At 65.9% G+C, this 25,642-nt stretch carries 19 protein-coding genes; 11 read left to right on the top strand and 8 right to left on the bottom strand.

Translation table 11 applies throughout. The features are described from left to right. Nucleotides 1–153: 153 nt before the first annotated feature. Nucleotides 154–651, bottom strand: coding sequence for a hypothetical protein (locus tag ACUCV0_RS18685; RefSeq protein WP_059316071.1), 498 nt, complete (start codon nt 649–651; stop codon nt 154–156). A 182-nt stretch (nt 652–833) separates the two neighbouring features. Here ACUCV0_RS18685 and recC point away from each other — a divergent pair, with 182 nt between their 5' ends. From recC to ACUCV0_RS18665, 4 genes are all read left to right on the top strand, one after another. Then, nucleotides 834–4,259: an exodeoxyribonuclease V subunit gamma gene (recC, locus tag ACUCV0_RS18680; RefSeq protein ID WP_482213355.1), complete on the top strand. Its 3,426-nt coding sequence runs from the start codon at nt 834–836 to the stop codon at nt 4,257–4,259. Continuing rightward, nucleotides 4,256–7,918: an exodeoxyribonuclease V subunit beta gene (gene recB / locus ACUCV0_RS18675; protein ID WP_482213354.1), complete on the top strand. Its 3,663-nt coding sequence runs from the start codon at nt 4,256–4,258 to the stop codon at nt 7,916–7,918. Before recC ends, recB begins: the two co-directional genes overlap by 4 nt. Continuing rightward, the gene (gene recD, locus ACUCV0_RS18670) at nt 7,911–9,992 is read left to right on the top strand and encodes an exodeoxyribonuclease V subunit alpha (RefSeq protein WP_482213353.1); all 2,082 of its coding nucleotides are present in this window, start codon (nt 7,911–7,913) and stop codon (nt 9,990–9,992) included. The genes recB and recD overlap by 8 nt, the downstream gene beginning before the upstream one ends. 73 nt (nt 9,993–10,065) lie before the next feature. After that, the gene (locus ACUCV0_RS18665) at nt 10,066–11,631 is read left to right on the top strand and encodes a DNA recombination protein RmuC (protein ID WP_059316067.1); all 1,566 of its coding nucleotides are present in this window, start codon (nt 10,066–10,068) and stop codon (nt 11,629–11,631) included. An 80-nt stretch (nt 11,632–11,711) separates the two neighbouring features. On the opposite strand, the gene ACUCV0_RS18660 is transcribed toward ACUCV0_RS18665, so the two are convergent. The 4 genes from ACUCV0_RS18660 to ACUCV0_RS18645 all read right to left on the bottom strand — a co-directional run bounded on the left by ACUCV0_RS18660 (nt 11,712) and on the right by ACUCV0_RS18645 (nt 16,419). Beyond that, on the bottom strand, nt 11,712–13,295 hold the full coding sequence (locus tag ACUCV0_RS18660; RefSeq protein WP_059316066.1) for a peptide chain release factor 3: 1,584 nt from the start codon (nt 13,293–13,295) through the stop codon (nt 11,712–11,714). A gap of 96 nt (nt 13,296–13,391) precedes the next feature. Then, nucleotides 13,392–14,567: an acyltransferase family protein gene (locus ACUCV0_RS18655; RefSeq protein ID WP_434774939.1), complete on the bottom strand. Its 1,176-nt coding sequence runs from the start codon at nt 14,565–14,567 to the stop codon at nt 13,392–13,394. A 297-nt stretch (nt 14,568–14,864) separates the two neighbouring features. Then, nucleotides 14,865–15,914: a glycoside hydrolase family 5 protein gene (locus tag ACUCV0_RS18650; RefSeq protein ID WP_482213352.1), complete on the bottom strand. Its 1,050-nt coding sequence runs from the start codon at nt 15,912–15,914 to the stop codon at nt 14,865–14,867. A gap of 313 nt (nt 15,915–16,227) precedes the next feature. Further along, complete coding sequence (locus ACUCV0_RS18645; RefSeq protein WP_156428972.1) at nt 16,228–16,419, bottom strand: hypothetical protein; 192 nt, start codon at nt 16,417–16,419, stop codon at nt 16,228–16,230. Between the two features lie 719 nt (nt 16,420–17,138). On the opposite strand from ACUCV0_RS18645, the gene ACUCV0_RS18640 reads away from it, so the two are divergent. The 4 genes from ACUCV0_RS18640 to ACUCV0_RS18625 are packed head-to-tail and all read left to right on the top strand — an operon-like array spanning nt 17,139 to nt 20,589. Then, nucleotides 17,139–17,849 (top strand): ABC transporter permease, encoded by a 711-nt coding sequence (locus ACUCV0_RS18640; protein ID WP_059316063.1) that lies wholly within the window; start codon nt 17,139–17,141, stop codon nt 17,847–17,849. Between the two features lie 9 nt (nt 17,850–17,858). After that, on the top strand, nt 17,859–18,761 hold the full coding sequence (locus ACUCV0_RS18635; RefSeq protein ID WP_434774937.1) for a glycine betaine ABC transporter substrate-binding protein: 903 nt from the start codon (nt 17,859–17,861) through the stop codon (nt 18,759–18,761). 3 nt (nt 18,762–18,764) lie between these two features. Continuing rightward, nucleotides 18,765–19,424, top strand: a complete 660-nt coding sequence (locus tag ACUCV0_RS18630) for an ABC transporter permease (protein WP_482213351.1) — start codon at nt 18,765–18,767, stop codon at nt 19,422–19,424. 10 nt (nt 19,425–19,434) lie between these two features. Beyond that, the gene (locus ACUCV0_RS18625) at nt 19,435–20,589 is read left to right on the top strand and encodes an ABC transporter ATP-binding protein (RefSeq protein ID WP_059316060.1); all 1,155 of its coding nucleotides are present in this window, start codon (nt 19,435–19,437) and stop codon (nt 20,587–20,589) included. 239 nt (nt 20,590–20,828) lie between these two features. Here ACUCV0_RS18625 and ACUCV0_RS18620 read toward each other — a convergent pair whose 3' ends face one another. After that, the gene (locus tag ACUCV0_RS18620) at nt 20,829–21,302 is read right to left on the bottom strand and encodes a L,D-transpeptidase family protein (RefSeq protein WP_423815097.1); all 474 of its coding nucleotides are present in this window, start codon (nt 21,300–21,302) and stop codon (nt 20,829–20,831) included. 86 nt (nt 21,303–21,388) lie between these two features. Next, a complete protein-coding gene (locus ACUCV0_RS18615) occupies nt 21,389–21,943 on the bottom strand; it encodes an NUDIX hydrolase (RefSeq protein WP_059316058.1) in 555 nt (184 codons plus the stop codon). 127 nt (nt 21,944–22,070) lie between these two features. Between ACUCV0_RS18615 and ACUCV0_RS18610 the strand changes: the two genes are divergently transcribed. The 3 genes from ACUCV0_RS18610 (at nt 22,071) to purT (ending at nt 24,136) form a co-directional block, all read left to right on the top strand. Continuing rightward, on the top strand, nt 22,071–22,658 hold the full coding sequence (locus ACUCV0_RS18610; protein WP_313648267.1) for a CoA pyrophosphatase: 588 nt from the start codon (nt 22,071–22,073) through the stop codon (nt 22,656–22,658). Nucleotides 22,659–22,735: 77 nt separating this feature from the next. Continuing rightward, nucleotides 22,736–22,933: a DUF1289 domain-containing protein gene (locus tag ACUCV0_RS18605; protein ID WP_059230141.1), complete on the top strand. Its 198-nt coding sequence runs from the start codon at nt 22,736–22,738 to the stop codon at nt 22,931–22,933. A gap of 21 nt (nt 22,934–22,954) precedes the next feature. Further along, on the top strand, nt 22,955–24,136 hold the full coding sequence (gene purT, locus ACUCV0_RS18600; RefSeq protein ID WP_059316055.1) for a formate-dependent phosphoribosylglycinamide formyltransferase: 1,182 nt from the start codon (nt 22,955–22,957) through the stop codon (nt 24,134–24,136). Nucleotides 24,137–24,195: 59 nt separating this feature from the next. Here purT and ACUCV0_RS18595 read toward each other — a convergent pair whose 3' ends face one another. Beyond that, on the bottom strand, nt 24,196–25,500 hold the full coding sequence (locus tag ACUCV0_RS18595) for an MFS transporter (RefSeq protein WP_059316054.1): 1,305 nt from the start codon (nt 25,498–25,500) through the stop codon (nt 24,196–24,198). Nucleotides 25,501–25,642 lie beyond the last annotated feature (142 nt).

Genomic DNA, 25,642 nt, shown 5'->3' with positions numbered 1-25,642 from the left:
TTTGTCTGAAAAGTGCCTGCGCTCGGCCATGCGGCGTTAAAAATCCGCTCGGAATGCTCATTTACCACTCGTAAACTCCGCTTCCTCACAGATTTTTGCTTTGCCTGGCCTTCGCTCGGCGACCTCTCAGACAAGCTTAGGAGGCGCCTTCCCTCATAGCCGTTGCGCCCACGCCTGGGCAGTCGCCTGGGCTGCCTGGCGCAGTTTGGCCGCCAGTTCGGGTTTCTCGTATTCCAGCGGACTCGACGCCGTTACCGTATGGATGCGGTCGCGCTTGATGAAGAACACCTGGGTGCCCAGCAGCGGTTTGCTGCAGGCACTCGCGCCTTCGCCGAGACCGTCGATGGCCTTGCACTCCAGTTGCTCGCTGAGCGATTGCACCTGCCGGCGCAATTTGGGCAGCGCCCTGCCACCATTTTCGTAGCCCGCCGACAGGCCCAGCAGGTAGTTGGCGGGTTGGCCGGTGTCGCGGTCGGTGAAGGCGCAGCCGCCGGCGATCTGGCGGGCATAGGCCAGGGGCAGGCCGGAGGTCTGCTGGAGCAGGGGTAGGGGCAGCTGGGCCTGCAGGCTGGAGCAGTCGACGGGTTCGCCGTTATCGGCATGGGCGAGGGCAGCGCCCAGGAGCAGGGGAAGGGCAACGAGGAAACGCATGAAAACATCCTGTCGATGGCCGGCGGCCGATAGAGGCCGAGTCTACCGGCTGGAACCTCGTTTCAGGCGGGGAGACAGGAGCGGCTGTGCGCTGCGTCATGCGTCGGTAGGCACATTGCGGACTGGTATCCGGCGCGGGTGATCCTTACCCTGGCCGCAGACAGCGAACAGCGAGGCGTAGGATGTCCGAGGCGCTCACTCCCGGATTCATGGTGGTACACGGCAATCGGCTCGAAGAGCTGCGCGGCCTGGCGGTCGGCTGGATGCGGCGGTATCCCCTGGCGCCGTTGGAAAACGAACAGGTATTGGTGCAGAGCAATGGCATCGCCCAGTGGCTCAAGCTGGCGTTGGCCGAAGATCCGCGTGGCGACGACGAGGGCGGCTGCGGGGTGGCCGCGGCGCTGGAAGTGCAACTGCCGGCGGCCTTTCTCTGGCGCACCTATCGCCAGGTGCTGGGCCGTGACCAGGTACCGCCATCCTCGCCGCTGGACCGCGCGCCCCTGACCTGGCGCCTGATGCGGCTCTTGCCGACCCTGCTCATGCAGCCCGACTTCGCCGCACTGCGGCGTTTTCTCGACGATGACGGCGATCTGCGCAAGAGATACCAGTTGGCCGAGCGTCTGGCCGATCTCTATGACGGCTACCAGGTCTACCGCGCCGACTGGCTCAACGACTGGGCAGCGGGCCGCGATCTGCTGGCCAGCCTGCGTGACAGTCGGCGCCCCCTGCCCGAGAGCTGTCGCTGGCAGGCGCAGCTGTGGCGGGCGCTGTTGGCCGATGTGGGCGACGGCGGCCTGGCCCGCAGCCGGGCCGGAGTGCACCGGCGCTTTCTGGAGGTGATGCAGGCGGCCACCGAAGCGCCGGCTGGTCTGCCGCGGCGGGTGGTGATCTTTGGCCTGTCGGCGATTCCGGCGCAGACCCTCGAAGCCCTGGCCGCGCTGGCGCGCTTCAGCCAGGTGCTGCTCTGCGTGCACAATCCCTGTCGCCATCACTGGTCCGACATCGTCGCCGACCAGGATCTGCTGCGACAGAACTATCGGCGCCAGCAGCGCAAGCCGGGCATGCCCCAGACCCTGGATGCCGAGGCGCTGCATCAGCACGGTCAGCCGCTGCTGGCGAGCTGGGGCAAGCAGGGCCGCGACTACATCCACCTGCTGGACGAATTCGACGAGCCTGACGGCTATCGTCGGCTGTTCGAGGACCTCAATGGCGGCCGTATCGATCTCTTCGCCGAGACCGAACCCCAGCATCTGCTCGGCCAGTTGCAGGACGATATCCTCGAGCTGCGTCCGCTGACCGAGACCCGCGAACGCTGGCCGGCAGTTGATCCGGCGCGGGACAGGTCCATGCGTTTCCATGTGGCCCATAGTCCGCAGCGTGAGGTGGAGATCCTCCACGATCAGCTCTTGGCGCGCTTCAATAGCGATGGCAGCCTGAGGCCGCGCGACGTCATCGTCATGGTGCCGGACATCGATGCCTATGCGCCGCACATCCGTGCGGTGTTCGGTCAGCTCGACCGCCAGGATCCGCGCTTCATCCCCTTCAGCCTGGCCGACCAGCACCAGCGTGGCTTCCAGCCGTTGCTGATCGCTTTGGAGCATCTGCTGCAATTGCCCGACAGCCGCTTCGCCCTGAGCGAGATCCTCGACCTGCTGGACGTGCCGGCGGTGCGTGCTCGCTTCGGCCTGCGTGAGGGCGATCTGCCGACCCTGCATCTCTGGCTGGAGGGCGCCGGCGTGCGCTGGGGGCTGGATGCCGAGCAACGCAGTCGCCTCGACCTGCCTGAAGGCCTGACGCAGAACACCTGGCGCTTTGGCCTGAGGCGCATGCTGCTGGGCTATGCCGTAGGCAGCGGCGCGGCCCTGGGCGATATCGAACCCTTCGACGAGGTGGGTGGCCTGGACGCGGCGCTGGTCGGGCCGCTGGTGGATCTACTCGATGCGCTGGATGCGGCCCAGGTGGCGCTGGCCCAGCCGGCCCGGCCGGCGGAGTGGGGCGCTCGCCTGCAGGCGCTGCTGGCGCTGTTCTTCAGTGCTCAGGATGAGCATGACGAATACCTGCTGGAGCAGCTGGAAAATCTGCGCGAGCGTTGGCTGGAGCTGTGCGAAGACGTTGCCCTGGACGAAGAGCTGCCGCTCACCGTGGTCCGCGAGGCCTGGCTGGCCGGACTGGACAGCGGGGGCCTGGCCCAGCGCTTTCTCGCCGGGGCGGTCAATTTCTGCACCCTGATGCCCATGCGCGCCATTCCCTTCCGGGTGGTCTGTCTGCTGGGCATGCACGATGGCGCCTATCCGCGCATCCAGTCGCCGCTGGATTTCGATCTCATGGCCCAGGACTATCGCCCCGGTGACCGCTCGCGGCGCGAGGATGATCGCTATCTGCTGCTGGAGGCGCTGCTCTCGGCACGCGATCAGTTCTATGTCAGCTGGGTGGGGCGCAGCATCCGCGACAATAGCGAGCGCCCGCCGTCGGTGCTGGTCGCCCAGTTGCGTGACCATCTCCAGGCCGGTTGGCGGCTGGCAGGGCATGAAGAGGAGCCTGAGCGTCTGCTGGCGGCCCTGACCCAGGAGCATCCCCTGCAACCCTTTAGCGCCCGCTATTTTCGCGGCGAGCGTGGGTATTTCAGCTTTGCTGCCGAATGGCTGGGCGTGCATGACCGCACCACGCGCAATGAGGACGCCCTGCTGCCGCCGCTGATACCTGAAGAGCCCCTGGGTCTAGACGACCTGGCGCGCTTTCTGCGGGGGCCGGTGGACCTGTTCTTCGCCAATCGACTCAAGGTGCATTTCGAGGCGCCCGATGCGCCGGCGGAAGATGAGGAACCCTTTGGCCTGGACGCCCTGACCCGCTACCAGTTGGGAGAAGGGCTGCTGGAGGCGGCACTGGCTGCGCCGGCTGAGGCCGACCAGGCGCTCATGGCCGCCGCGGAGCGCTTGCGCGGCAGTGGTCGCCTGCCACTGGCCGGCTTTGGCGAACGAGCCGGACAGGCGTTGCGCGAGCCGCTGCCCGCCGTGGTCGCCCAGGTTGAGGCCTTGATAATGCGTTGGCCCGAATCCCTGGAAGAGGCTGTGACCCTGGATATCGAACATCGCGAGCTGCAACTGGTGGCCAACCTCGAACGCCTGCGCCGAGGGCCCGCGGGACTACTGGCGCTGACCGCTCAGGCCAATGGCCTGGGCAGCACCCGTACCCGCAAATGGCATCGGCTGCTGCGACCCTGGGTGCAACACCTGGTCGCCGCGGCGGGTGGACTGCAATTGACCACGGCGGTGGTGGCGACCGATCTGACCCTGCTGTTGGCGCCGCTGGACGTCGATCTGGCTCGACGTCAGTTGAACGAGTTGCTCGATGCCTGGGCGCTGGGCCAGCGTCGTCCACTGCCCGTCGCGCCGCGCACCGCCTTCGCCTGGCTGGCCAATGACTCGGACAAGGCCGCGGCCGAGCAGGCCTATCAGGGCGAGGCGGCGACCCACCCGGCACTGCGCCGGCAGTATCCGGACTTCGCCGCCTTGCTGGCCGACGAGGAATTCGATGGGTGGTGCCAGACCCTCTATGCGCCGGTCCATACGGCCGGCTGGCAGGTCGTGAGCGGGGAGGGGCAGGCATGAGTCAGCGTCCGCTCGCCTTGCGCTTTCCGCTGCAGGGCAATCAGCTCATCGAAGCCAGTGCCGGCACCGGCAAGACCTTCACCATTTCTGCGCTCTATGTCCGCCTAGTGCTCGGCCACGGCACGTCCGAGACGGCCTTTGGCCGTGACCTGTTGCCGCCACAGATCCTGGTGGTGACCTTTACCGAGGCCGCCACTCAGGAGTTGCGCGATCGTATTCGCCATCGCCTGGCCGAGGCGGCGCGCTTCTTTCGCGACGAGATCGCGGCGCCCGATCCCTTGCTCGCCGAGTTGCGCGAGGACTTTCCTGCCGAAGCCTGGGCGGATTGCGCTCGGCGCCTGGACATCGCCGCCCAGTGGATGGACGAGGCGGCCGTCTCCACCATCCACAGCTGGTGCCAACGCATGCTGCGCGAGCACGCCTTCGACAGCGGCAGTCTCTTCGTGCAGAACCTGGAGCAGGACCAGAGCGAATTGCTGGCCCAGGTGGTGCGCGACTACTGGCGGCGCTTCTGCTATCCCCTCGAAGGGGAAGCGCTGGACTGGGTGATCGAGCACTGGGGCGAACCCCGCGCCCTGGCCGTGCGCCTCCGCCCCCTGTTGAGCGAGGCCTTGGGTGCGCCCAGGGGCGAACCCGCCGCCTTGTTGGCCACCGCCCTGGCCGAACGCCGAGAGCGGTTGGCACGGCTCAAGGCACCCTGGACCCAGTGGGCAGAAGAGTTGCGCGATCTCTGCCAAGCTGGCTGCGACGCCAAGGTGGTCGATGGTCGCAAGTTGCAGAAGCGATTCTTCGGGCCCTGGTGCGACAAGCTGGTCGCCTGGGCGGACAACCCCACCAGTGAAGACCTCGATATCGGCACCGGCTTCATCCGGCTGACCGAGGAGGGCTTCGCCGAGGTCTGGACCAAGGCCAGCCCGCCGGATCATCCGGCGCTGGCAGCCATGGCGCGCTTGCCCATGCAACTGGCCGAGCTGCCCAGCCCCGAGGTGCCCCTGCTGGAGCATGCTGCCGCCTGGGTGCAGCAGAAATTCGAGCGCGAAAAGCTGCGCCGCGCCGAGCTGGGCTTCGACGACATCCTTACCCGTCTGGATCGGGCACTGCAGGCCGATGGCGCCGGGGCGCGGCTGGCGGCGCTGATCCGCGAGCAGTTCCCGGTGGCGCTGATCGACGAGTTCCAAGACACCGATCCGGTGCAGTACCGCATCTTCAGCAGCGTCTACGGGAGGGGAGAGGGCGCCGGGCTGTTCCTGATCGGCGATCCCAAGCAGGCCATCTACGCCTTCCGCGGCGCTGATATCCATACCTATCTGCAAGCCCGCCGCGCCAACGCCGGCCACCTGCATTCGCTGGACACCAACTTCCGCTCCACCGCCGCCATGGTCTCGGCGGTCAACCAGGTGTTCCAGCATGGCGAGGCCACGGCGCCCCGGGCAGCCTTTCTGTTCCGCCAGGGCGAGGACAATCCGGTGCCCTTCGAGCCGGTCCGTGCCCAGGGACGGCGCGAGGCGCTGGAGATCGACGGCGTACCTGCTGCGGCCCTGACCTTCTGGCAGCTGGCGGGCGACGAACCCCTGGCCGGTACCGCCTATCGCGCCACCCTGGCCGAGAGCACCGCCAGCGAGATCGTCCGACTGCTGAGCCTGGCGGCCGAGGGCAAGGCCGGCTTTCGCCGTAAAGACGCCGAGCTGGTGCCCCTGCGGCCGGCCGACATCGCCATCCTGGTGCGCGCCGGCAGCGAGGCCCAGGCGGTACGCCAGGCGCTGGTGCGCCGTGGGGTGCGCAGCGTCTATCTGTCGGACAAGGATTCGGTGTTCACCGCCCAGGAAGCCCGCTGCCTGCTGGACTGGCTCAAGGCCTGTGCCGAGCCCGATGTGGATCGTCGCCTGCGCGCGGCCCTGGGCAGCCTGACCCTGGACCTGCCGCTGGCCGAACTGGACGCCCTCAACCACGACGAGCAGGCCTGGGAGTCGCGGGTGCTGCAATTCCGCGGCTATCGCCAGCTCTGGCGTGGCCAGGGGGTGCTACCTATGCTGCGCCGCCTGCTGCAGGACTTCCGGCTGCCGCAGCGGCTGATGGCCCGTGCCGATGGCGAACGGGTACTGACCAACCTGCTGCACCTTGCCGAACTGCTGCAGCGCGCCGCTGGCGAACTGGACGGCGAACAGGCGCTGATCCGCCACCTGGCCGAGCAGCTGGCCGCCCAGGGCGCTGCCGACGAGCAGATCCTGCGCCTGGAGAGCGACGCCGAGCTGGTCAAGGTGGTGACGGTGCACAAGTCCAAGGGGCTGGAGTATCCCCTGGTGTTCCTGCCCTTCGCCTGCGCCTATCGCGCCGAGGAGGGCGCTACCCTGCCGCTGCGCTATCACGACGACCAGGGCCAGTTGCGCCGCACCTTCAAACCCTCCGCCGAGGAACTGGCCCGCGCTGACGACGAGCGCCTGGCCGAGGACCTGCGGCTGCTCTATGTCGCCCTGACCCGTGCCCGGTATGCCTGCTGGGTCGGGGTGGCCGATCTCAAGCGCGGCCGCAGCAAGGACTCCGGCTTCGCTCGCAGCGCCTTGGGTTATCTGGCTACCGGTGGCGAGCCCCTGGCGAGTTCGGCGTCCTTGGGCGCCGCCCTGACGACCCTGATCGGTGCGCAACCCGACACCCTCATCCTGCCGCTGCCCGAGGCCAGTCCCGTGCGGCTGCCGGAGGCGCGCGAGGCGCCCGTGACCCTCAAGGCGCTGACGGCCCGTCGTGCGGCCCGCGAGGACTGGTGGATAGCCTCTTACAGCGCCTTGCGCATCGGCACGCGCCTGGGTGAGGCGCGGGAGGAGGGCCAGCTCAACCTGGAGCTGGACCTGGATACCCCCGCGGCCCAAAAGCTGTTCGACGATGACCGGCTCGCCCCGGACGAAGCCCGTCAGCCGGCCGGCGGCGAGGATCTGCATCGCTTTCCTCGTGGTCCCGGCCCGGGCACCTTCTTGCACAGCCTGCTGGAGTGGGTCGGCGAAGAAGGCTTCGCCGCCATCCAGGCGGCGCCCGAGCGGCTGGACGACCTGATCGCCCGGCGCTGCCAGCGGCGCGGCTGGAATCACTGGATTCCCATCCTGCAGAGCTGGCTGCGTCAGCTGCTGGCCCTGCCGCTCCCCTTGCCGGGCGGCACCCAGCGCCTAGGCGAGTTGGCCCGCTACCAGGTGGAGATGGAATTCTGGTTCGCCACCCACGGTGTCGACCTGGAGCGCCTGGATGACCTGGTTCGCCGCGGCACCCAGGGCGGCCAGGCCCGTCCGGTGCTCGAGCCGGGCCAGCTCAACGGCCTGTTCAAGGGCTTCATCGACCTGGTCTTCGAACACGAGGGGCGCTATTTCGTGGTGGACTACAAGTCCAACTGGCTGGGCGCCGAGGCCGGTGCCTATACCCGCGCGGCCATGGAGGCCGCTGTCCTGGCCAAGCGCTACGACCTGCAATACGTGCTCTACAGCCTGGCGGTGCATCGGCTGCTCAAGGCGCGGCTGCCCGACTACAGCTACGAGCGTCACTTCGGCGGTGCCGTCTACCTCTTCCTGCGCGGGTGCGATCCGGCCGGGCACGGCGTCTTCGTCGAGCGTCCCTCCGCGGCTCTGATCGAAACCCTGGATCTGCTGTTCAGCGGTGCGGAGAACCCCAATGTCTGATTTCAGCACGGCTACCCAACGTCTTTTGCGTTTGGCCTCCCTGGTGCCGGAAGGCGAGCTGGCGCCGCTACGTCAGCGCGACGACCTCTTCCGCCTGCTGGAACTCTGGGTGCAGCGCGGTTGGCTGCGCCAGGTCGATCGTGCCTTCACCACCTTTCTCGGTGAGCTCGAAGCGGACGGCGAGGCGGCGGTGCTCCTGGCCGCGGCACTGGCCAGCCATCAGCTCGGCCATGGGCATGTCTGCCTGGATCTGGCTGCCGCCCTGCGCAATCCCGATGCCGCCCTGTCGCTGCCGCCCGAGGGTGACGAGACGCGCAGCTCGCTGCTGCCCTCGCAACTGCTCCAGGGCCAGAGCCTGGAGGCCTGGCGCCAGGCGCTGCTGGCCAGCGTGCTGGTCGATGGCGACGGCAGCGCGCCGGAGCGGCCACTGGTACTGGGGGGCGATCGCCTCTATCTGCGCCGCTACTGGAATTATGAGCGCGAGGTGGCTGCCAGCCTGCGCCAGCGCCTGGCGACCCCGGAGCCGCTGCCCGCGGATCTCACCGAGCGCCTCGACCAGCTGTTTCCGCCGGATCCCGATGCGGGTGGTGAGCCCGACTGGCAGAAGCTGGCCTGCGCCCTGGCGGTACGTGGTGCCTTCAGCATCGTGACCGGCGGCCCCGGCACCGGCAAGACCACCACCGTGGTGCGGTTGCTGGCGCTGCTCCAGGCGCCGGCGGTGGCGGCCGGTCGCCCCCTGCGTATCCGCCTGGCCGCGCCCACTGGCAAGGCCGCCGCGCGCCTTACCGAATCCATCGGCGGCCAGGTCAGCCGTCTGCCGGTGGATGACGAGCTGCGCCGGCACATCCCCACGGGGGTGACCACGGTGCACCGGCTGCTGGGCAGTCGACCCAATACCCGGCACTTCCGCCATCATCGCGGGCACCCGCTGCCGCTGGACGTGCTGGTGGTGGACGAGGCCTCGATGATCGATCTGGAAATGATGGCCAGCCTGCTGGCGGCTTTGCCACCCCGGGCGCGCCTGGTGCTGCTTGGGGACAAGGACCAGTTGGCTTCGGTGGAGGCGGGGGCGGTGCTGGGCGATCTCTGTCGCGACGCCGAGGCAGGGCGCTACAGCCCCGCCACCCGTGCCTGGCTGGAAGGGGTGAGCGGTCAGTCGCTCGCCCATACGGCGCTGACGGTCGGTGACGACCAGGGTGACGCCCTGGCCCAACAGGTGGTGATGCTCAGGCGCTCGCGACGCTTCGGCGCGGGCAGCGGCATCGGCCAACTGGCACGGCGGGTCAATGCCCAGGACGGCCTGGGGGCCCAGCAGGTACTAATCGACGGTGGCTACGCCGACCTGCACCGGGTGCTGCTCAAGGGACCGGAGGATCGCGCCCTGGAGCGCCTGGTACTGGAAGGGCGTGGGCGCGCTCGTGGCTATCGTCATTATCTCGAGGTCCTGCATGAGACGCGGCCCCACCTCGACAGCGTGCTGGAGGATCCGGCCTGGACGCACTGGGCCGGCCAGGTATTGGCCGCCTTCGATGATTTCCAATTGCTCTGCGCCGTGCGCAAGGGCCCCTGGGGCGTCGAAGGTCTCAACCTGCGCATCGCCAGTGCCCTGCTGGAGGCCGGCCTGCTCTCGAGTGAGCACGGCTGGTACGAAGGCCGCCCGGTGCTGGTGACACGCAACGACTACAGCCTGGGGTTGATGAACGGCGACATCGGCATCACCCTCTGTCTGCCCGATGCCACCCATCCCGGGCGCAAGGTGCTGAGGGTCGCCTTCCCCCGGGGCGATGGTAGCGGCGGCCTGAGATTTGTCTTGCCCAGCCGGCTATCGGCAGTGGAGACGGTGTTCGCCATGACCGTGCACAAGTCCCAGGGCTCGGAATTCGCCCATACCGCGCTGCTGCTGCCTGAGCAGCTCAGCCCGGTGCTGACCAAGGAGCTGGTCTATACCGGCATCACCCGGGCACGCGATGATTTCACCCTGATCGAGGCCCGCGGCGGCATCTTCGCCGAGGCGGTGGCACGCCGGGTCCGCCGCGTCAGTGGCCTGGACCTGGATTTGCGAAATACTGTGTAAATGTACAGATAAACGCTGGACGCTCCTCCTGTGCCTGCCTAAGGTGAGGGGAGCCGTCCGCAATGAGAGCGCCATGACTTCCCTGCCTTTCGTTTCCCTTGTGCTTCCTCTTTTGCTGCTCGCCGGTTGGGCGGGTTCGGCCGTCTGGCTGACCGGGCGCCAGCGCTATCTGCAGCAGCAGATCGACAGCGCCGCCGAGCGCTACGACATGCTGCGCGACGACCTGCAGCGCGCCGAACTGGCCAACGGGCGCCAGGTGGTGGAGCTGGGCGCCGAGCGCGAACGCAACGCCACCCTGCAGCGTCAGCTGGAGGCCAATCGGCAACTGGAGGCCGAGTTGCGCCAGCAGACCCGCCAGGCCCAGCTGCAAACCGCCGAACAACACGCCCTGGCCGAGGCCACCCGCGCCCAGCTGCAGGGGAGCCAGGAGCAGCTCGCCGAATTACGCGAGCGCCAGCACCGCGAGCAGGAACTGTACGCCGAGGTGCAGGAGCGCCATGCACGCCTGGCCGAAGAACACGCCACCCTGAAGACCACGCTGGAGCAGAAAGAAGAACATTTCCAGGCGCAGCACCAGCTGCTGCGCGAAAGTCGCGAGCAGCTCAAGCTGGAATTCGAGCAATTGGCCGGGCGCATCTTCGACGCCAAGGGCCAGGCCTTCGCCCAGCACAGTCAGCAGTCGCTGGACGCTCTGTTGCGACCGTTCCGTGAGCAGATCGAAGGCTTTCGTGCCAAGGTCGAGGACATCCACCACAAGGATGTGCAGCAGCAGGCCGCGCTCGGCCAGCAACTGCTCGACCTCAAGGAGCTTAACCGCCAGATCACCCAGGAGGCCCATGACCTGGCCACCGCCCTGCGCGGTCAGAAGAAGGCCCAGGGCAACTGGGGTGAACTCATCCTGGAAAACGTGTTGGAGCGCTCGGGCCTGCGCGAGGGTCGCGACTTCGTCCGCGAACGCAGCTTCACCACCGAGACCGGTCGCCGCCGCCCGGACGTCCTGGTCCATCTGCCGCAGAAGAAGCATCTGGTGGTGGACGCCAAGGTGTCGCTCAACGCCTATACCCGCTACGTCAACAGCGAGGACGAGGGTGAGCGCCGCCTGGCCCTGGGCGAGCACGTGCGCGCGGTGGGCGACCGCATCCGTGAGCTGGCCGATCGTGAGTACTTCAGTCTGCCGGGGTTGAATTCGCCGGAGATGGTCTTTCTCTTCATCCCCATCGAATCGGCCTTCGTCGAGGCGCTCAAGGCCGATGAGAGCCTGTTCCAGCGCGCCATCGAGCAGAACGTGCTGGTGGCCACGCCGACCACCCTGCTGACCAGCCTCAACATCGTCCGCCAGCTTTGGCGCTTCGAGGACCAGAACCGCCACACCGCCGAACTGGCCGAGCGCGCGGCCAAGGTCTACGACAAGCTGCGCACCTTTCTCGGCAGCATGGACGGCATCGGCAAGAGTCTGGACAAGGCCGGCGAAGCCTATCGCAAGGCCTGCGGTCAGCTGGTGGGCGGCCCGGGCAACCTGGTCAAGCAGGTGGCCGACTTCAAGGAGTTGGGCGTGGCGGTCCGCACCGAGCTGGATGGCCAGTGGACCGAGCGGGCGGAGTTGGAACTCAATGTAGTGGAGCTGGAAGACCGCAGCTGACGGCGGTGGGGCAGAGCGCCCGGCGAGGAAGGGTATGGGCCGCTGGCCGGCAGGAGGATCGCCGGCCAGGGAGGTAGCCCTTAGTGGTGCTCGCGGGTGGCGCGGAATCTGATCTCCGGCCAGCGCTCTTCCATCAGCGCCAGGTTGACGCGGGTCGGCGCCAGATAGGTGAGGTGCCCGCCGCCGTCCACGGCCAGGTTCTCGTAGGCCTTGGTCTTGAAGTCTTCGAGCTTCTTCTTGTCGTCGCACTCGATCCAGCGTGCCGACCAGACGTTGATGGCCTCATAGGCGCACTCCACCTTGTACTCTTCCTTCAGGCGGCTGGCGACCACATCGAACTGCAGCACGCCCACCGCGCCCAGCACGATGTCGTTGTTGCGCTCGGGGAAGAACACCTGGGTGGCGCCTTCCTCGGCCAGCTCCTGCAGACCCTGGCGCAGCTGCTTGGATTTCAGCGGGTCCTTGAGGCGCACCCGGCGGAACAGTTCCGGGGCGAAGTGCGGGATGCCGGTGAAGCCCAGCAGCTCGCCTTCGGTGAAGGTGTCGCCGATCTGGATGGTGCCGTGGTTGTGCAGACCGATGATGTCGCCGGCGAAGGCTTCTTCCAGGTGCTCGCGCTCGCTGGAGAAGAAGGTCAGAGCGTCGGCGATCTTCAGGTCCTTCTTGATGCGCACATGGCGCAGCTTCATGCCCTTCTCGTACTTGCCCGAGCAGATGCGCATGAAAGCGATACGGTCACGGTGCTTGGGATCCATGTTCGCCTGGATCTTGAACACGAAGCCGGAGAATTTCTCTTCCACCGGTTCCACCACGCGCTCGTGGGCGGCGCGCGACAGCGGGCGCGGTGCCCAGTCGACCACGGCGTCGAGCACCTGGTCGACGCCGAAGTTGCCCAGGGCGGTACCAAAGAACACCGGGGTCATCTCGCCGCGCTGAAAGGCCTCGCCGTCGAATTCGTGACAGGCGCCCTGCACCAGCTCCAGTTCCTCGACGAAGCGGTCGTAGAGATCGCCCAGGTGGGCGCGGGCTTCGTCGGAATCCAGCTTGTCGATGGTCTTGGTGGCGATGCGCTCGTGGCCATGGCCGGGGGTGTAGACGTAGATGCGATCGTCCGAGAGGTGATAGACGCCCTTGAAGTCGCGGTAGCTGCCGATCGGCCAGGTGATGGGCGCGGCCTTGATCTTGAGCACCGCCTCGATCTCGTCGAGCAGCTCGATGGGATCGCGGATATCACGGTCGAGCTTGTTGATGAAGCTGACGATAGGAGTATCGCGCAGGCGGCAGACGTCCATCAGGGCGATGGTCCGGGGTTCCACGCCTTTACCGCCATCGAGCACCATCAGCGCCGAGTCCACCGCGGTCAGGGTGCGGTAGGTATCTTCGGAGAAGTCTTCGTGTCCGGGGGTGTCGAGCAGGTTGATCATGTGCTCGCGGTAGGGGAACTGCATCACCGAGGTGGTGATGGAGATGCCGCGCTGCTTTTCCATCTCCATCCAGTCGGAGGTCGCATGGCGGTCGGATTTACGCGACTTCACCGTGCCCGCGACGGCGATGGCCTGGCCCATCAGCAGCAACTTCTCGGTGATGGTGGTCTTGCCCGCGTCGGGGTGGGAGATGATGGCGAAGGTACGGCGCTTGGCGACTTCGGCGGCCTGGGTGGTCATGGATGAACCTGGGCGGGAACGAAAAAGTGGGGGCGGAGTATAGCAGAAGGCAGCCCCCGCCGGCTCGGTGTCGGCGGGGGCTGCCTGCGTTGCCCATTAGGGCTGCGGCTGGATCTTGCCGTCGCAGAACGCGGTGTTGCGTCTCTTGCGTACCAGCCGCTTGCCCAGGGCGATTCCCGGGATCTCGATGTATCTGTGGGTGAGGCAGGCCAGGGCGAAGACCACGCCCAGCTCCAGCAGCACCACCAGATTGTCCAGCACGGGGCTGCCAGTGGCGATGTAGCGGATCATGAAGGGCACCGGCACGTCATGGGAGGGCGCCACCACCGTGAGATCCTGGTGCAGCAGCTTGCCCAGCACGATGAAGGCACTCTTGAACACGAAGATCACGGCGGCGTGGCAGAGGTAGATGGAGTAGGACAGCACGCCCAGGCGCACGAAGAAACGCTGATGCAGCACGCTGGAGACCAGGCCACGCTCGAAGGCGAAAGTGAGGATGGTCAGGCAGAACACCAGGCTGGCCAGCACCCCCTTCTTGGCCACCGGCAGGTCGGAGGTCATCACCGCCGCGGCGGCGATCAGGCAGGCTACCTCCAGCAGGGTGCCGCCGAATTGCCCCTGGTAATGCGTCTTCATCCAGGCATAGAGGCGATAGGTGCAGGTGCCGGCGAAAAAGCACGACAGGCCGCGAAAGATCTCGGTCTTCAGTGGCAGGATGGGAAACAGCAGCTGCACGAAGGCCAGCAGCGCGATCACCAGAAACCACTGGCGCTGGTGCCCCTGGCCTTTGAGGACCAGCAGGCCGAACAGCAGATAGAGGTAGTACTCGATGCTGATGCTCCAGGAGGGGTAGTTGAAGGAGCCGGTGATGGCTTCCCCCAGCCAGGATTGCAGCAGCAGCAGGTTGGGCAGGAACTGCTCGGGCCCGGTGGCCCCGCTGAAGGCCGGATCGTTGAAGCTGATGCCCAGCTTTTCCGCCAGCAGTCGCCCGGTTTCCAGCAGGACATAGAGGCCGAGCATGGCCAGATGCAGCGGCAGGATGCGCGCCGAGCGACTGATGGTGAAGTCGCGATAGTCGTCCAGGGTGCGCAGGCGGGTCTCGTAGGTGTGCATCAGCACGAAGCCACTGAGCACGAAGAAGAATTCGACGAACAGGTAGGCGTTGGCTATCAGCGGATTTTCCGAGGCAGCCTGAGCGACATAGGTGTGGAAGAGGACAACGGCGACGGCCAATAGACCGCGAAAGCTATCCAAAGCGACGAATCTTTCCATGGGAATTCCCTGACGGTAGAGCCGGAAGAGGCGAACGGAGGCAGCGCTGCCGCTAAGGGGAAAGGGAAAGAGGAGGGAGCGGAGAAGTTAACGGTGACATGGCATCCTAGCTCTTGATCGTGCAAGCGTCTTAATAGTCGAACTATTACTTGCTGTAACAATTTGATCGCAGAGAGCCAGCAAGTTCTGTGCAGGCCGTCCATGGCCATGACTTTTGTGACTTAAGTCACCTATTTTCAGGCAAGTCGCTGATGAGTGGCAGCAGGCGCCGTCTGGCTTGGCCAAGGGCACTCTGCCTTAGCGAGGACCTACGTCGGCGCAGTCGGCAGGTTTCACGTACTTCTGCAGTACTGCCCATTGCGGGCGGGGTTTGCCTTTGACCGGCTCGATCGCCAAGGGGTAATCGCCCCAGTTGGGGCCGGCTGCCCAGTACATGGCCGGAATGCATTCCTTGCGTAGACGGGCCAGCAGCCGGTCCATTGCCGCCAGCCAGCGCGGGTCGTTGTCCGGTACACCGAATTCGCCGATATGGCCGCGCTTGCCATGCTGCTTGAGCCAGGTGATGAACGGCTCGACCCTGCGGATACCGACGTCCGGATCGAAATCGGTCATGTCCTTCCTGAGGTATTTGCCACCGCCGTCATTGTCGAAATAGACGTGCGCCGAATAGATCAGGTTGTCCGCCGGATCCTTGAGCCCGAGCAGCTTGGCGTTGTAGCGCGGCCAGAGATAGCTGCTGGACCAACCATTGCCCTCGATCAGGATCGGCCGCGCGCGATCCACGTCCCGTACTGCATCGATGCCGTGCTGCGCGGCGATCGGCCACTGCTCAACGGCATCGTGGGGCTCGTTCATGATGTCGTAGGCAGCGAGGGCGGGATGGGCGTGCCAGCGCTGGGCGATTCGTCGCAGGACATCGGCATAGGCCGGGTAGGGCACGGCCGCGTTGCCGATGACCTGGCCGCGGTATCTCATGTAGTTGTGCAGATCCAGGATCACGCTCATGCGATAGCGCTTGGCGTGATCCAGGGTCTGGTCGATCAGCTTGGCATAGACAGGATCCAGCGGTTGCCCCAGGCGAGGCTGGAGACGTTCCCAGATGACCGGGAAGCGGATTACCCGGATGCCCTTGGCCGACCAGCGCCGGTAATGACCGGCATCGGGGAAGAAGTAGTTGGTCCCGGGTTTGCCCGGCAACACGTGGGGAGCGAAGCCGGCTCCGGAAAAATTCAGTCCGACCAGGTCGGTGGGAAAATCGCGAGGCTCGGCCTGGGCGGCCGGCGCGGTCACCAGGCAGGAGAGAAGGGCAAACAAGGTGGTGCAGGCGAGTTTCAGGCGTAACGTCATCGGCAAGGTCCCGGACAGTGACGGCAGACGGTAGGAATGACGGGCAGCGAATGCCCGATCCGCCATGAGGCCTGAAGAGTCGCAGGGAAGTTGCAGCGCAACGCTCAGAAGGTGCGCCAGACAACGTTACGGCCGGGCGAAAGCGTTGGAATGCGAGCTGGGTAAAGCCTGGGCAGCATGGACCCCGGCGGTGGGTCGCCTAGCGGGCAAGCTACTACTGAAGAGGGGGAGAGAGCGCTGTGGCGAGTGATGAGCTGCCTGTGACTGCTTTTCCGTCCGTTGACGGCGCAGGCAGGTCATCCGATAGCGGTCTTTAGCGACGCAGGCAGATTCCAGCCCACTGCTCGGCTTCGCGGCGGGCTGAAGCCTCGTCATCGAAGTCGGCGATCAGGCCACCGTGCGCATACACCACCACCCAATTTTCCACTTTGGGTTGCAGCAGCAGGACGGGGGCAGAAGACAGAGTAGCGGAGTCCAACGATGCACAAGCCGTCATGTCATTCATAACGTTCCCTTTGAAGTTAGCTCGATGAATAGTCTGTTTTTATAGCGGTACCAGAAACGACACTTGGTGCTATCACTGGGCCACCTATGGACCTTGGTTGGGCTGAATGTTCCCTCAAAGCGTCAGCCACTCGTCAGAATGATAAAGGGCTGTCAAACGCTCGGCGCCGCACTGGCTCACAGAAAGATGTTTCAGGGATGACCATACGTCACCTTGCCTGTGTGCTCTTCCACGAAACCGAAGCAGGTTGCCCGGGAAGTTGTGATGGATGTCTTGCGTGTCTTGCCAGCTGGCTAACAGTCAGAGCATTAAATTTATTGTCACAAACTGGCCGGCCGCTCTAGATCGGGCTCCTGTTGCCGGGATCACGCGAAGCCCTTCATTCAGGCGTTTTTGGAGCTCAAGCGAAGCGGTTATCGCCAACGGGTTGACATTGAGTGAGTCTATTGGGTTAGCCTGAAAAAGAGCTGGCGAACTATCGACTGCGATGGGCGTCAATCTCTTCGGTCGAGGCAACGCGCCATGTCGCTCCCCAGAAAGCGACACCCAAGGGCTAGGCAGATACAAGATCCGCAGTGCCCCGTTGGTCCAGCCGGCATACCCGCCATGCCCTGCTGTGTCTCGACCCTGAACCCGGACAGCCGTCCTGCGCCTCGCTTCTGTCGCGAGGTCCGCAATCGGAAGGCATGCGGCCTGTCCGCCCGTTGAAGGAGCCTGACATGGCGAAGTTCAAGACCCTCCTGCTCGGCACGGCCGTGGGAGTGGTGATCCTGGCACTGCTGGTGCACTGGATCGGTAGGGATACCCTCGGTACCTATCGCGCGGATCTGCTGTTCTATCTCCAGGCTCATCTCTACCTGGTGGCCGTCTCCATGGTTCTTGCCCTGCTGGTGGGCATACCGGCCGGGGTAATGCTCAGTCGGCCCCGCTTCGCCCGTAGTGCCGAACGCTTCATGCAGGTGTTCAACATCGGCAATACCGTGCCGCCGCTGGCAGTGCTGGCCATTGCCCTGGGCATCGTCGGCATCGGTGACGGTCCCGCGATCCTGGCACTGTTTCTCGCCTCGCTGCTGCCCATCGTGCGTAACACCTACGAGGGCCTGAAGAACGTACCGGGCTCGCTCAAGGAGGCCGCCACCGGCATCGGCATGACGCCTACCCAGGTGCTGACCAAGGTGGAGCTGCCCAATGCGGTACCCATCATCATCGGCGGGGTGCGGGTTGCCCTGGCGATCAACGTCGGTACCACGCCACTGGTATTCCTGATCGGCGCCAACAGCCTGGGCAGCCTGATCTTTCCCGCCATTGCCCTGGAGAACCAGCCCCAGCTGCTGCTGGGTGCCGCTGCCACCGCGCTGCTGGCGCTGCTGCTCGACGGTCTGGTGCTGCTCGCCAGCCGCCTTTGGCTGGAACGCGGCCTGGCCCGCTAAGGAGACGAGATGAAAAAGTTGCTTATCGCCCTCGGCGCGGCCTGGTTCGGTCTCATCCTGGCCAGTGCTGCCCAGGCCGACCCGATCCGCATCGGTGCCAAGGTCTTTACCGAGCAGGCCATCCTTGGCGAACTCACCGGCCAGTATCTGGCCCAGCACGGCTATCAGCCGGAAATCGTCGGCGGTCTGGGCAGCACCATCGCCTGGAACGGTGTGAAGAACGCCCAGCTCGACCTCACCTGGGAATACACCGGTACCTCGCTGGTCGCCTATAACCACATCACCGAACGCCTGGACAAGGACGCCTCCTACCAGCGGGTCAAGCAGCTGGACGCCAAGGTCGGCCTGGCCTGGCTCGCTCCCACCCGCTTCAACAACACCTATGCGCTGGCGTTGCCGGAAAAGGTCGCCCAGCAGCATCCCGAGCTGAACAGTATCAGTGACCTGGCCCGGCTGCTCGAAGCCGAAGCCGGCAAGCAGCACCTGACGGCCCTGGACATCGAATTCGCCAATCGCTCCGACGGCCTCGCCGGGCTGGTGAAGGCCTATGGGCTGAAGTACACCCGCGACGACATCCGTCAGATGGATCCAGGGCTGGTTTACACCGCCCTGCGCAATGGCCAGGTATTCACGGGCCTCGTCTACACCACCGACGGCCGCCTGGATGCCTTCAAGCTCAAGGTGCTGGAGGATGACAAGGGCTATTTCCCCGACTACACCGCAGCGCCGGTGGTCAACGCCCGGTACCTGGCTAAGCATCCCGCTCTCGCCGCATTGCTCAAACCCCTGGCCGAAAGCCTGGACCAGGCCACCATGCGCCAGCTCAACGCCAAGGTGGACATCGAGCGACAGACGCCAGCCCAGGTGGCCCGCGATTTCCTCGCCCAGCACCCCCTAAGCGGAGGGCAATGACCCATGGATTTCGTCACCTCCTTCAATCATATCGACTGGCTGCAGGTACTCGAGCTGACCCGCCAACACATCACCCTGGTAGGCATCGCCGTGACCCTGGCGATCCTGGTGGGGGTACCCCTGGGCATCCTCATGACCCGCTATCCCTGGCTGGCCGGTCCCCTGCAGGCGCTGGCCACGGTGGTCATGACGTTGCCGTCCATCGCCCTGTTCGGCCTCTTGCTGCCGTTCTATTCCAAGTTCGGCCAGGGGCTCGGTCCGCTGCCCGCCATCACCGCGGTCTTTCTCTACTCGCTGCTGCCGATTCTGAGGAATACCTACCTGGCGCTGACCAGCGTCGAGCCCGGCATTCGCGAGGCGGGTGCCGGCATCGGCATGACCTTCTGGCAGCGCCTGCGCATGGTCGAACTGCCCATCGCCCTGCCGGTGATCCTCGCCGGAGTGCGCACCGCCGTGGTCATGAACATCGGCGTCATGACCATCGCCGCCACCATCGGCGCCGGTGGTCTGGGGGTGCTCATCCTTACCTCCATCAGCCGCAGCGACATGGCCACGCTCATCGTCGGTGCCGTGCTGGTCAGTCTGCTGGCCATCGTCGCCGACCTCGTCCTGCAGTGGCTGCAACGTCGCCTCACTCCGCGCGGCCTGCGCAGCGCTCATTAAGGAATCCCAGATGATCGAACTCGACCGCCTGACCAAGACCTTCAAGCAGCATGGCAAGGACGTGACCGCGGTGGATGCCGTGAGCCTCACCGTCGAAGAAGGTCAGATCTGCGTCTTCCTGGGCCCCTCCGGCTGCGGCAAGACCACCACCCTGAAGATGATCAATCGCCTGATCGAGCCCACCTCGGGGCGAGTGCTGATCAATGGCGAGGACACCACCGGCATCGACGAGGTGACCCTGCGGCGGCATATCGGCTACGTGATCCAGCAGATCGGCCTGTTTCCCAACATGACCATCGAGGAAAACATCACCGTGGTGCCCAAGCTGCTGGGCTGGGACAAGAAGAAGTGCCGCGAGCGCGCCACCGAGCTGATGAGCATGGTGCAGCTCGAACCCAAGCAGTATCTCTCGCGCTATCCACGCGAGCTGTCCGGCGGCCAGCAGCAGCGCATCGGCGTGATTCGCGCCCTGGCAGCCGAGGCGCCGCTGTTGTTGATGGACGAACCCTTCGGCGCGGTGGATCCGATCAACCGCGATGCCATCCAGAACGAGTTCTTCCAGATGCAGCGGGCGCTGAACAAGACGGTGATCATGGTCAGCCACGACATCGACGAGGCCATCCGCCTGGGCGACAAGATCGCCGTTTTCCGCGGCGGGCGCCTGGTGCAGTTCGATCATCCGGACACCCTGCTGGCGCATCCCAAGGATGACTTTGTCAGCAACTTCGTCGGTCAGGACAGCACCCTCAAGCGTCTGCTGCTGATCCGCGCCGAAGACGCCGCCGACAATGCACCCGCCATCCAGGCCGAGACCCTGATCGGCGACGCCGTGGAGTTGATGGAAGAGCACGACCGCCGCTACCTGGTGGTGACCGATGCGGCCAACAAGGGGCTGGGCTATGTGCGGCGCCGTGACCTGCGCGGTCAGAGCGGTCCGGTCGCGCCCTTTGTCACCCCGTTCAAGGCGACCGCGGCCTTCGACGAGCACCTGCGCATCCTGCTGTCACGCATGTACCAGTTCAACACTTCCTGGCTGCCGGTACTCAGCGCCGACAACGACTTCCTTGGCGAAGTCACCCAGGAATCCATCGCGGACTACCTGAGCAGCGGCCGTTCGCGGGGCAAGACCAGCATCGTTTCGCCCGCGGAGCAGGTGGCGGGGTAGGGCAGGGGAAGCCTATCGGCGCGGAGTCTGTTCAAAGGCTCGCGAGCTAGAGCCAAACAAGGCCTGGGCGGCCCCGCGAAGACACCTGAGGAAGCAGGTCGGACTCGCGTTCGACCGGGCTCGCGCGCGAGTTTACGAAGGGTAGATGAGCATTGCGACGGGGCCGCCCAGGTCGGGCTGGCGACCCAGGGTCTCTTCAACGCGGTTTGGCCGACGCGTAGCAGCCTTTGGATAGGCTCTCAGGGGCGGATCTCGATCATGGTGCCATCCTTGACCAGCCCCCAGACCTCGCGCATATCGTGGTTGGTCAGCGCGACGCAGCCATTGGTCCAGTTCAGCGAGTTGAAATACCACTCGGGGTATTCCTCGTCGATGGGCGTGCCATGCAGCATGATCATGCTGCCGGGGGGCACGCCAGCCTGGCGTGCGCGGGCCAGATCCTCCCGGTTGGGATAGGAGATGTGCATGGCCAGGTTGAACTTGTCGCTGGTCTTGCGCCAGTCGATCCAGTAGAAGCCTTCCGGCGTGCGCTGGTCGCCCTCGCGCAGCTTGGGGCCACGGGGATTCTTGCCCAGCGAGACGCGATAGGACTTCATCACGGTATTGCCGCTGAGCAGCTGCAACTGATTGCGCGACTTGATCACCAGCACCTTGTCGATCAACGGCGCGGCCGGCTGGCGGATCACCGTGACGCTGGTGCTGGCTTGAGCCAACTGGGGAAGCAACGAACCGCACAGCACATAGCAGAGCGCCAACAACAGGTGCAACGGACGCATGTCGGGAAGATCCTCGGAAAGGCTCAGGCAGGCTTGCGCTCGACCACCATGGGTGCCATGCCCTCATGGCGCAGCGGAAAGTCGCCCTGACGGCGGTCAGCGAAAAAGCATTCTAGTGTTCGCTTGATGGTCGGAAAAGCCAGAGACGACCAGGGGATGTCGGCTTCGTCCAGAAGGCGTACGTCCAGGCTCTCCTCGCCGACGCCGAAGCGTCCGTCGACCAGTTCGGCGCGGAACAGCATGTAGATCTGATCGATGTGCGGCAGATCGAAGAGCGTATAGAGCTCCAGGCCTCGCACCTGGGCGCCGGCTTCCTCGAAGGTTTCGCGGGCCGCGGCCTCAAGCGTGGTCTCGCCGTTCTCCATGAAACCCGCCGGCAGCGTCCAATAGCCGCGTCGCGGTTCGATGGCGCGCTGGCAGAGCAGCACCCGGCCTTCCCAGGTCGCCAGGCAGCCGGCCACCACCCGCGGATTCTGGTAATGCACCGCGCCGCACTGGCTGCAGACCAGGCGCATCCGGTTGTCGCCCGCAGGAATGCGCTCTTCCAGCAGTCCGCCGCAGTGGTTGCAATGCTTCATGGCTTATCCTCGTTTTGCTGCAGTGTGCCGGGGTGATCCCGGGAGCCGCAAGCGATGGCTGGGCTTGGGATTGCCCGGCGGGCGTGCCATGATCCGGAGGATACGATGACCAAGGGAGAATTCCGGCGTGGATGAGTTGCTCCAGCGCCTGCGTCACTATCAGCCGCGCACCCTGAGCGGCACCGAGAACTATCGGGAAGCGGCGGTGCTGGTGCCCATCATCCGCGGCGAGCATCCCGAGTTGCTGCTCACCCTGAGGGCCAGCAACCTGTCCACCCATGGCGGAGAGGTTGCCCTGCCCGGTGGTCGCCGCGATCCCGAGGACGCCGACCTGGTCGCCACCGCGCTGCGCGAGGCCCAGGAAGAGGTCGGCCTGCCGCCCGGTCTGGTAGAGGTGATCGCCCCGCTGAGCCCGCTGGTGTCACGCTATGGGCTGGCGGTGACGCCCATCGTCGCCCTGATTCCCGATCAGCTCGAATACATTCCCAGCGAAGCCGAGATCGCCGCGATCTTCACCGTGCCCCTGCAGTTCTTTTGCGAGGTGCCGCCGGACTACACCCTCAGGGTCGACCACGATGGCCTGCGCTGGCAGGTGCCCAGCTATCAGTATGGCGAGCACCGCATCTGGGGGCTGACGGCGGTGATCATCGTCGAACTGGTCAACCTGCTGTACGACGCCGGGATCAAGCTCAAGGCACCGCCCAAGCGGGATTGAGCGGCATCGACAAGGTAAAGGCACATGCCAAGTCGGGCATTAACGGGCACAATGCGCGGCCATTCGAGGGAAGCCGCATGACCACCGCCGACTCACCCGTGCGTTCGCCCTGCGTCCATGTCTGTGCCCTGGACGAACAGGACATCTGCATCGGCTGCCAACGCAGCGCCGCCGAGATCACCCGCTGGATGTCCATGAGCGATGCCGAGCGCCGCGAGGTGCTGCTGCGCTGCGACGAGCGTGCGCGGGCGGGCGGTGCGGCCTTCCTGACCTGATATCAGCCGGAGAGATCTATCATGCCCCGTATCGGTACCCCCCTGTCCCCCAGCGCCACCCGCGTGCTGCTCTGCGGCTCCGGCGAACTGGGCAAGGAAGTCGTCATCGAGCTGCAGCGCCTGGGCGTCGAAGTCATCGCCGTGGATCGCTATGCCGATGCCCCGGCCATGCAGGTCGCCCACCGCAGCCACGTCATCGACATGCTCGACGGCGCCGCCCTGCGTGCGGTGATCGAGCGCGAGCAGCCGCACTTCATCGTGCCGGAGATCGAGGCCATCGCCACCGCCACCCTGGTGGAGCTGGAAGGCGAGGGCTATACCGTGGTGCCCACCGCCCGCGCGGCCCAGCTGACCATGAATCGCGAAGGTATCCGTCGTCTGGCCGCCGAGGAACTCGGCCTGCCCACCTCGCCCTATCATTTCGCCGATACCTACGAAGACTATGCCGCCGCCGCCGAGGCGCTGGGCTATCCCTGCGTGGTCAAGCCGATCATGAGCTCCTCCGGCAAGGGCCAGAGCCTGCTGCGCAGCGCCGATGAGCTGCAGGCCGCCTGGCAATACGCCCAGGAAGGCGGACGGGCGGGCAAGGGCCGGGTGATCGTCGAGGGCTTCGTCGACTTCGACTACGAGATCACCCTGCTGACCGTGCGTCATGTCGGCGGTACTGCCTTCTGCGCGCCGGTGGGCCATCGCCAGGTCAAGGGCGACTACCACGAGTCCTGGCAGCCCCAGGCCATGAGCGACAAGGCCCTGGCCGAATCCGAGCGGGTCGCCCGCGCCGTCACCGAGGCCCTGGGTGGTCGCGGCCTGTTCGGCGTGGAGCTGTTCGTCAAGGGCGACCAGGTCTGGTTCAGCGAGGTCTCGCCGCGGCCCCACGACACCGGCCTGGTGACCCTGATCTCCCAGGACCTGTCCGAATTCGCCCTGCATGCCCGCGCCATTCTCGGCCTGCCGATCCCCACCATCCGCCAGTTCGGCCCTTCGGCCTCGGCGGTGATCCTGGTGGATGGCGAGTCGCGCCAGACCGCCTTCGCCAATCTGGGCGCGGCCCTGGCCGAACCCGATACCGCGCTGCGGCTGTTCGGCAAGCCCGAGGTCAAGGGCCAGCGTCGCATGGGGGTGGCGCTGGCTCGGGACGAAAGCATCGAGGCTGCGCGGGCCAAGGCCGTGCGTGCTTCCCAGGCGGTAAAGGTCGAGCTGTAACGCCGACTGCGCGTTACGAAAAAGGGCCCCGCGGGGCCCTTTTTTATTGGCTAGACAATCTACAGCGACTGGTCGCGCGTCTCGCGCATGCAGAGCACCGCCAGAAGGCTGATGGCCGCCGCCGCCGAGACGTAGCCGCCCACCCAGCTCAGGCCGCCCGCTTCCACCAGTTGCTGCGCGGCATAGGGCGCTAGCGACGCGCCAAGGATGCCGCCCAGGTTATAGGCGGCCGAGGCGCCGGTATAGCGTACCCGGGTCGGGAAGATTTCCGGCAGCAGGGCGCCCATGGGGCCGAAGGTCATGCCCATCAGGAACAGCTCCAGCGCCAGGAACAGGCCCACCGCCTGGCTGGAACCGTGGGTCAGCAGCGGCTCCATGGCAAAGCCGGACAGCAGCGCGGCGATGGCGCTCACCGCCAGCACCGGCTTGCGCCCGAAGCGATCGGCCAGCCAGGCCGACAGCGGCGTGGCCAGGGCCATGAACAGCACCGCGATGCACAGCAGGCCGAGGAACTCCTGCCGGCTGTAGCCGAGATTCTTCACCCCGTAGCTCAGCGAGAACACCGTGGAGATGTAGAAGAGGGCGTAGCACACCACCATGCTCAGGGCGCCCAGCAGCACCGCCTTGCCGTGCTTGCCGAAGGTCTCGACCATGGGTAGGCGCAGTTTCTCGCGGCGGGCCATGGCCTCGGCGAACACCGGCGTCTCATGCAGCGACAGCCGCACATAGAGGCCGACCACCACCAGCAGCGCGCTGAGCAGGAAGGGGATGCGCCAGCCCCAGGCGCGGAACTGCTCGTCGTCCAGCAGCAGCGCCAGGGCCAGGAACAGGCCGTTGGCCATGAGGAAGCCGATGGAGGGGCCAAGCTGGGGGAACATGCCGAACCAGGCGCGCTTGCCGGGCGGGGCGTTCTCGGTGGCCAGCAGCGCCGCCCCGCCCCATTCGCCACCCAGACCCAGGCCCTGGCCGAATCTCAGCAGACACAGCAGGATGGGCGCCCAGACGCCGATGCTGGCGTAGCCGGGCAGGAGGCCGATCAGGGTGGTGGAAATGCCCATCAGCAGCAGCGAGGCCACCAGGGTGGACTTGCGGCCGATGCGGTCGCCGAAGTGGCCGAACAGCAGCGAACCCAGGGGGCGCGCCAGGAAGGCGATGCCAAAGGTGATGAAGGCGCTGAGGGTCTGGGCCATGCCCGCGCCCTGGGGAAAGAACACCGGGCCGATCACCAGGGCCGCGGCCGTGGCATAGACATAGAAATCGTAGAACTCGATGGCGGTGCCGATGAAGCTGGCGGTGGCCACGCGGGTGGGGGAGTTGCGCGGCACGGAGGTGGGCGCGTCGAAGGCGGCAGCGGTCGTGGACATGCAGGGTTACCGGGCAGTCGTTCTTGTAGGAGGCGTCTGCCGGAGCGGCCCGATGGGGCAGCGGCTGTCCGAGGGTGGGGACGGGCGTGACGACCTGTTATGACGTGCCGGGCGCGACCTGGCTGTTGGCCGGGTCGCGCCG

It is taken from the genome of Pseudomonas sp. VMV1 (assembly GCF_056790235.1).
The sequence above is the reverse complement of the archived record's forward strand: the minus strand, read 5'-3'. Positions and strand labels throughout refer to the sequence as shown.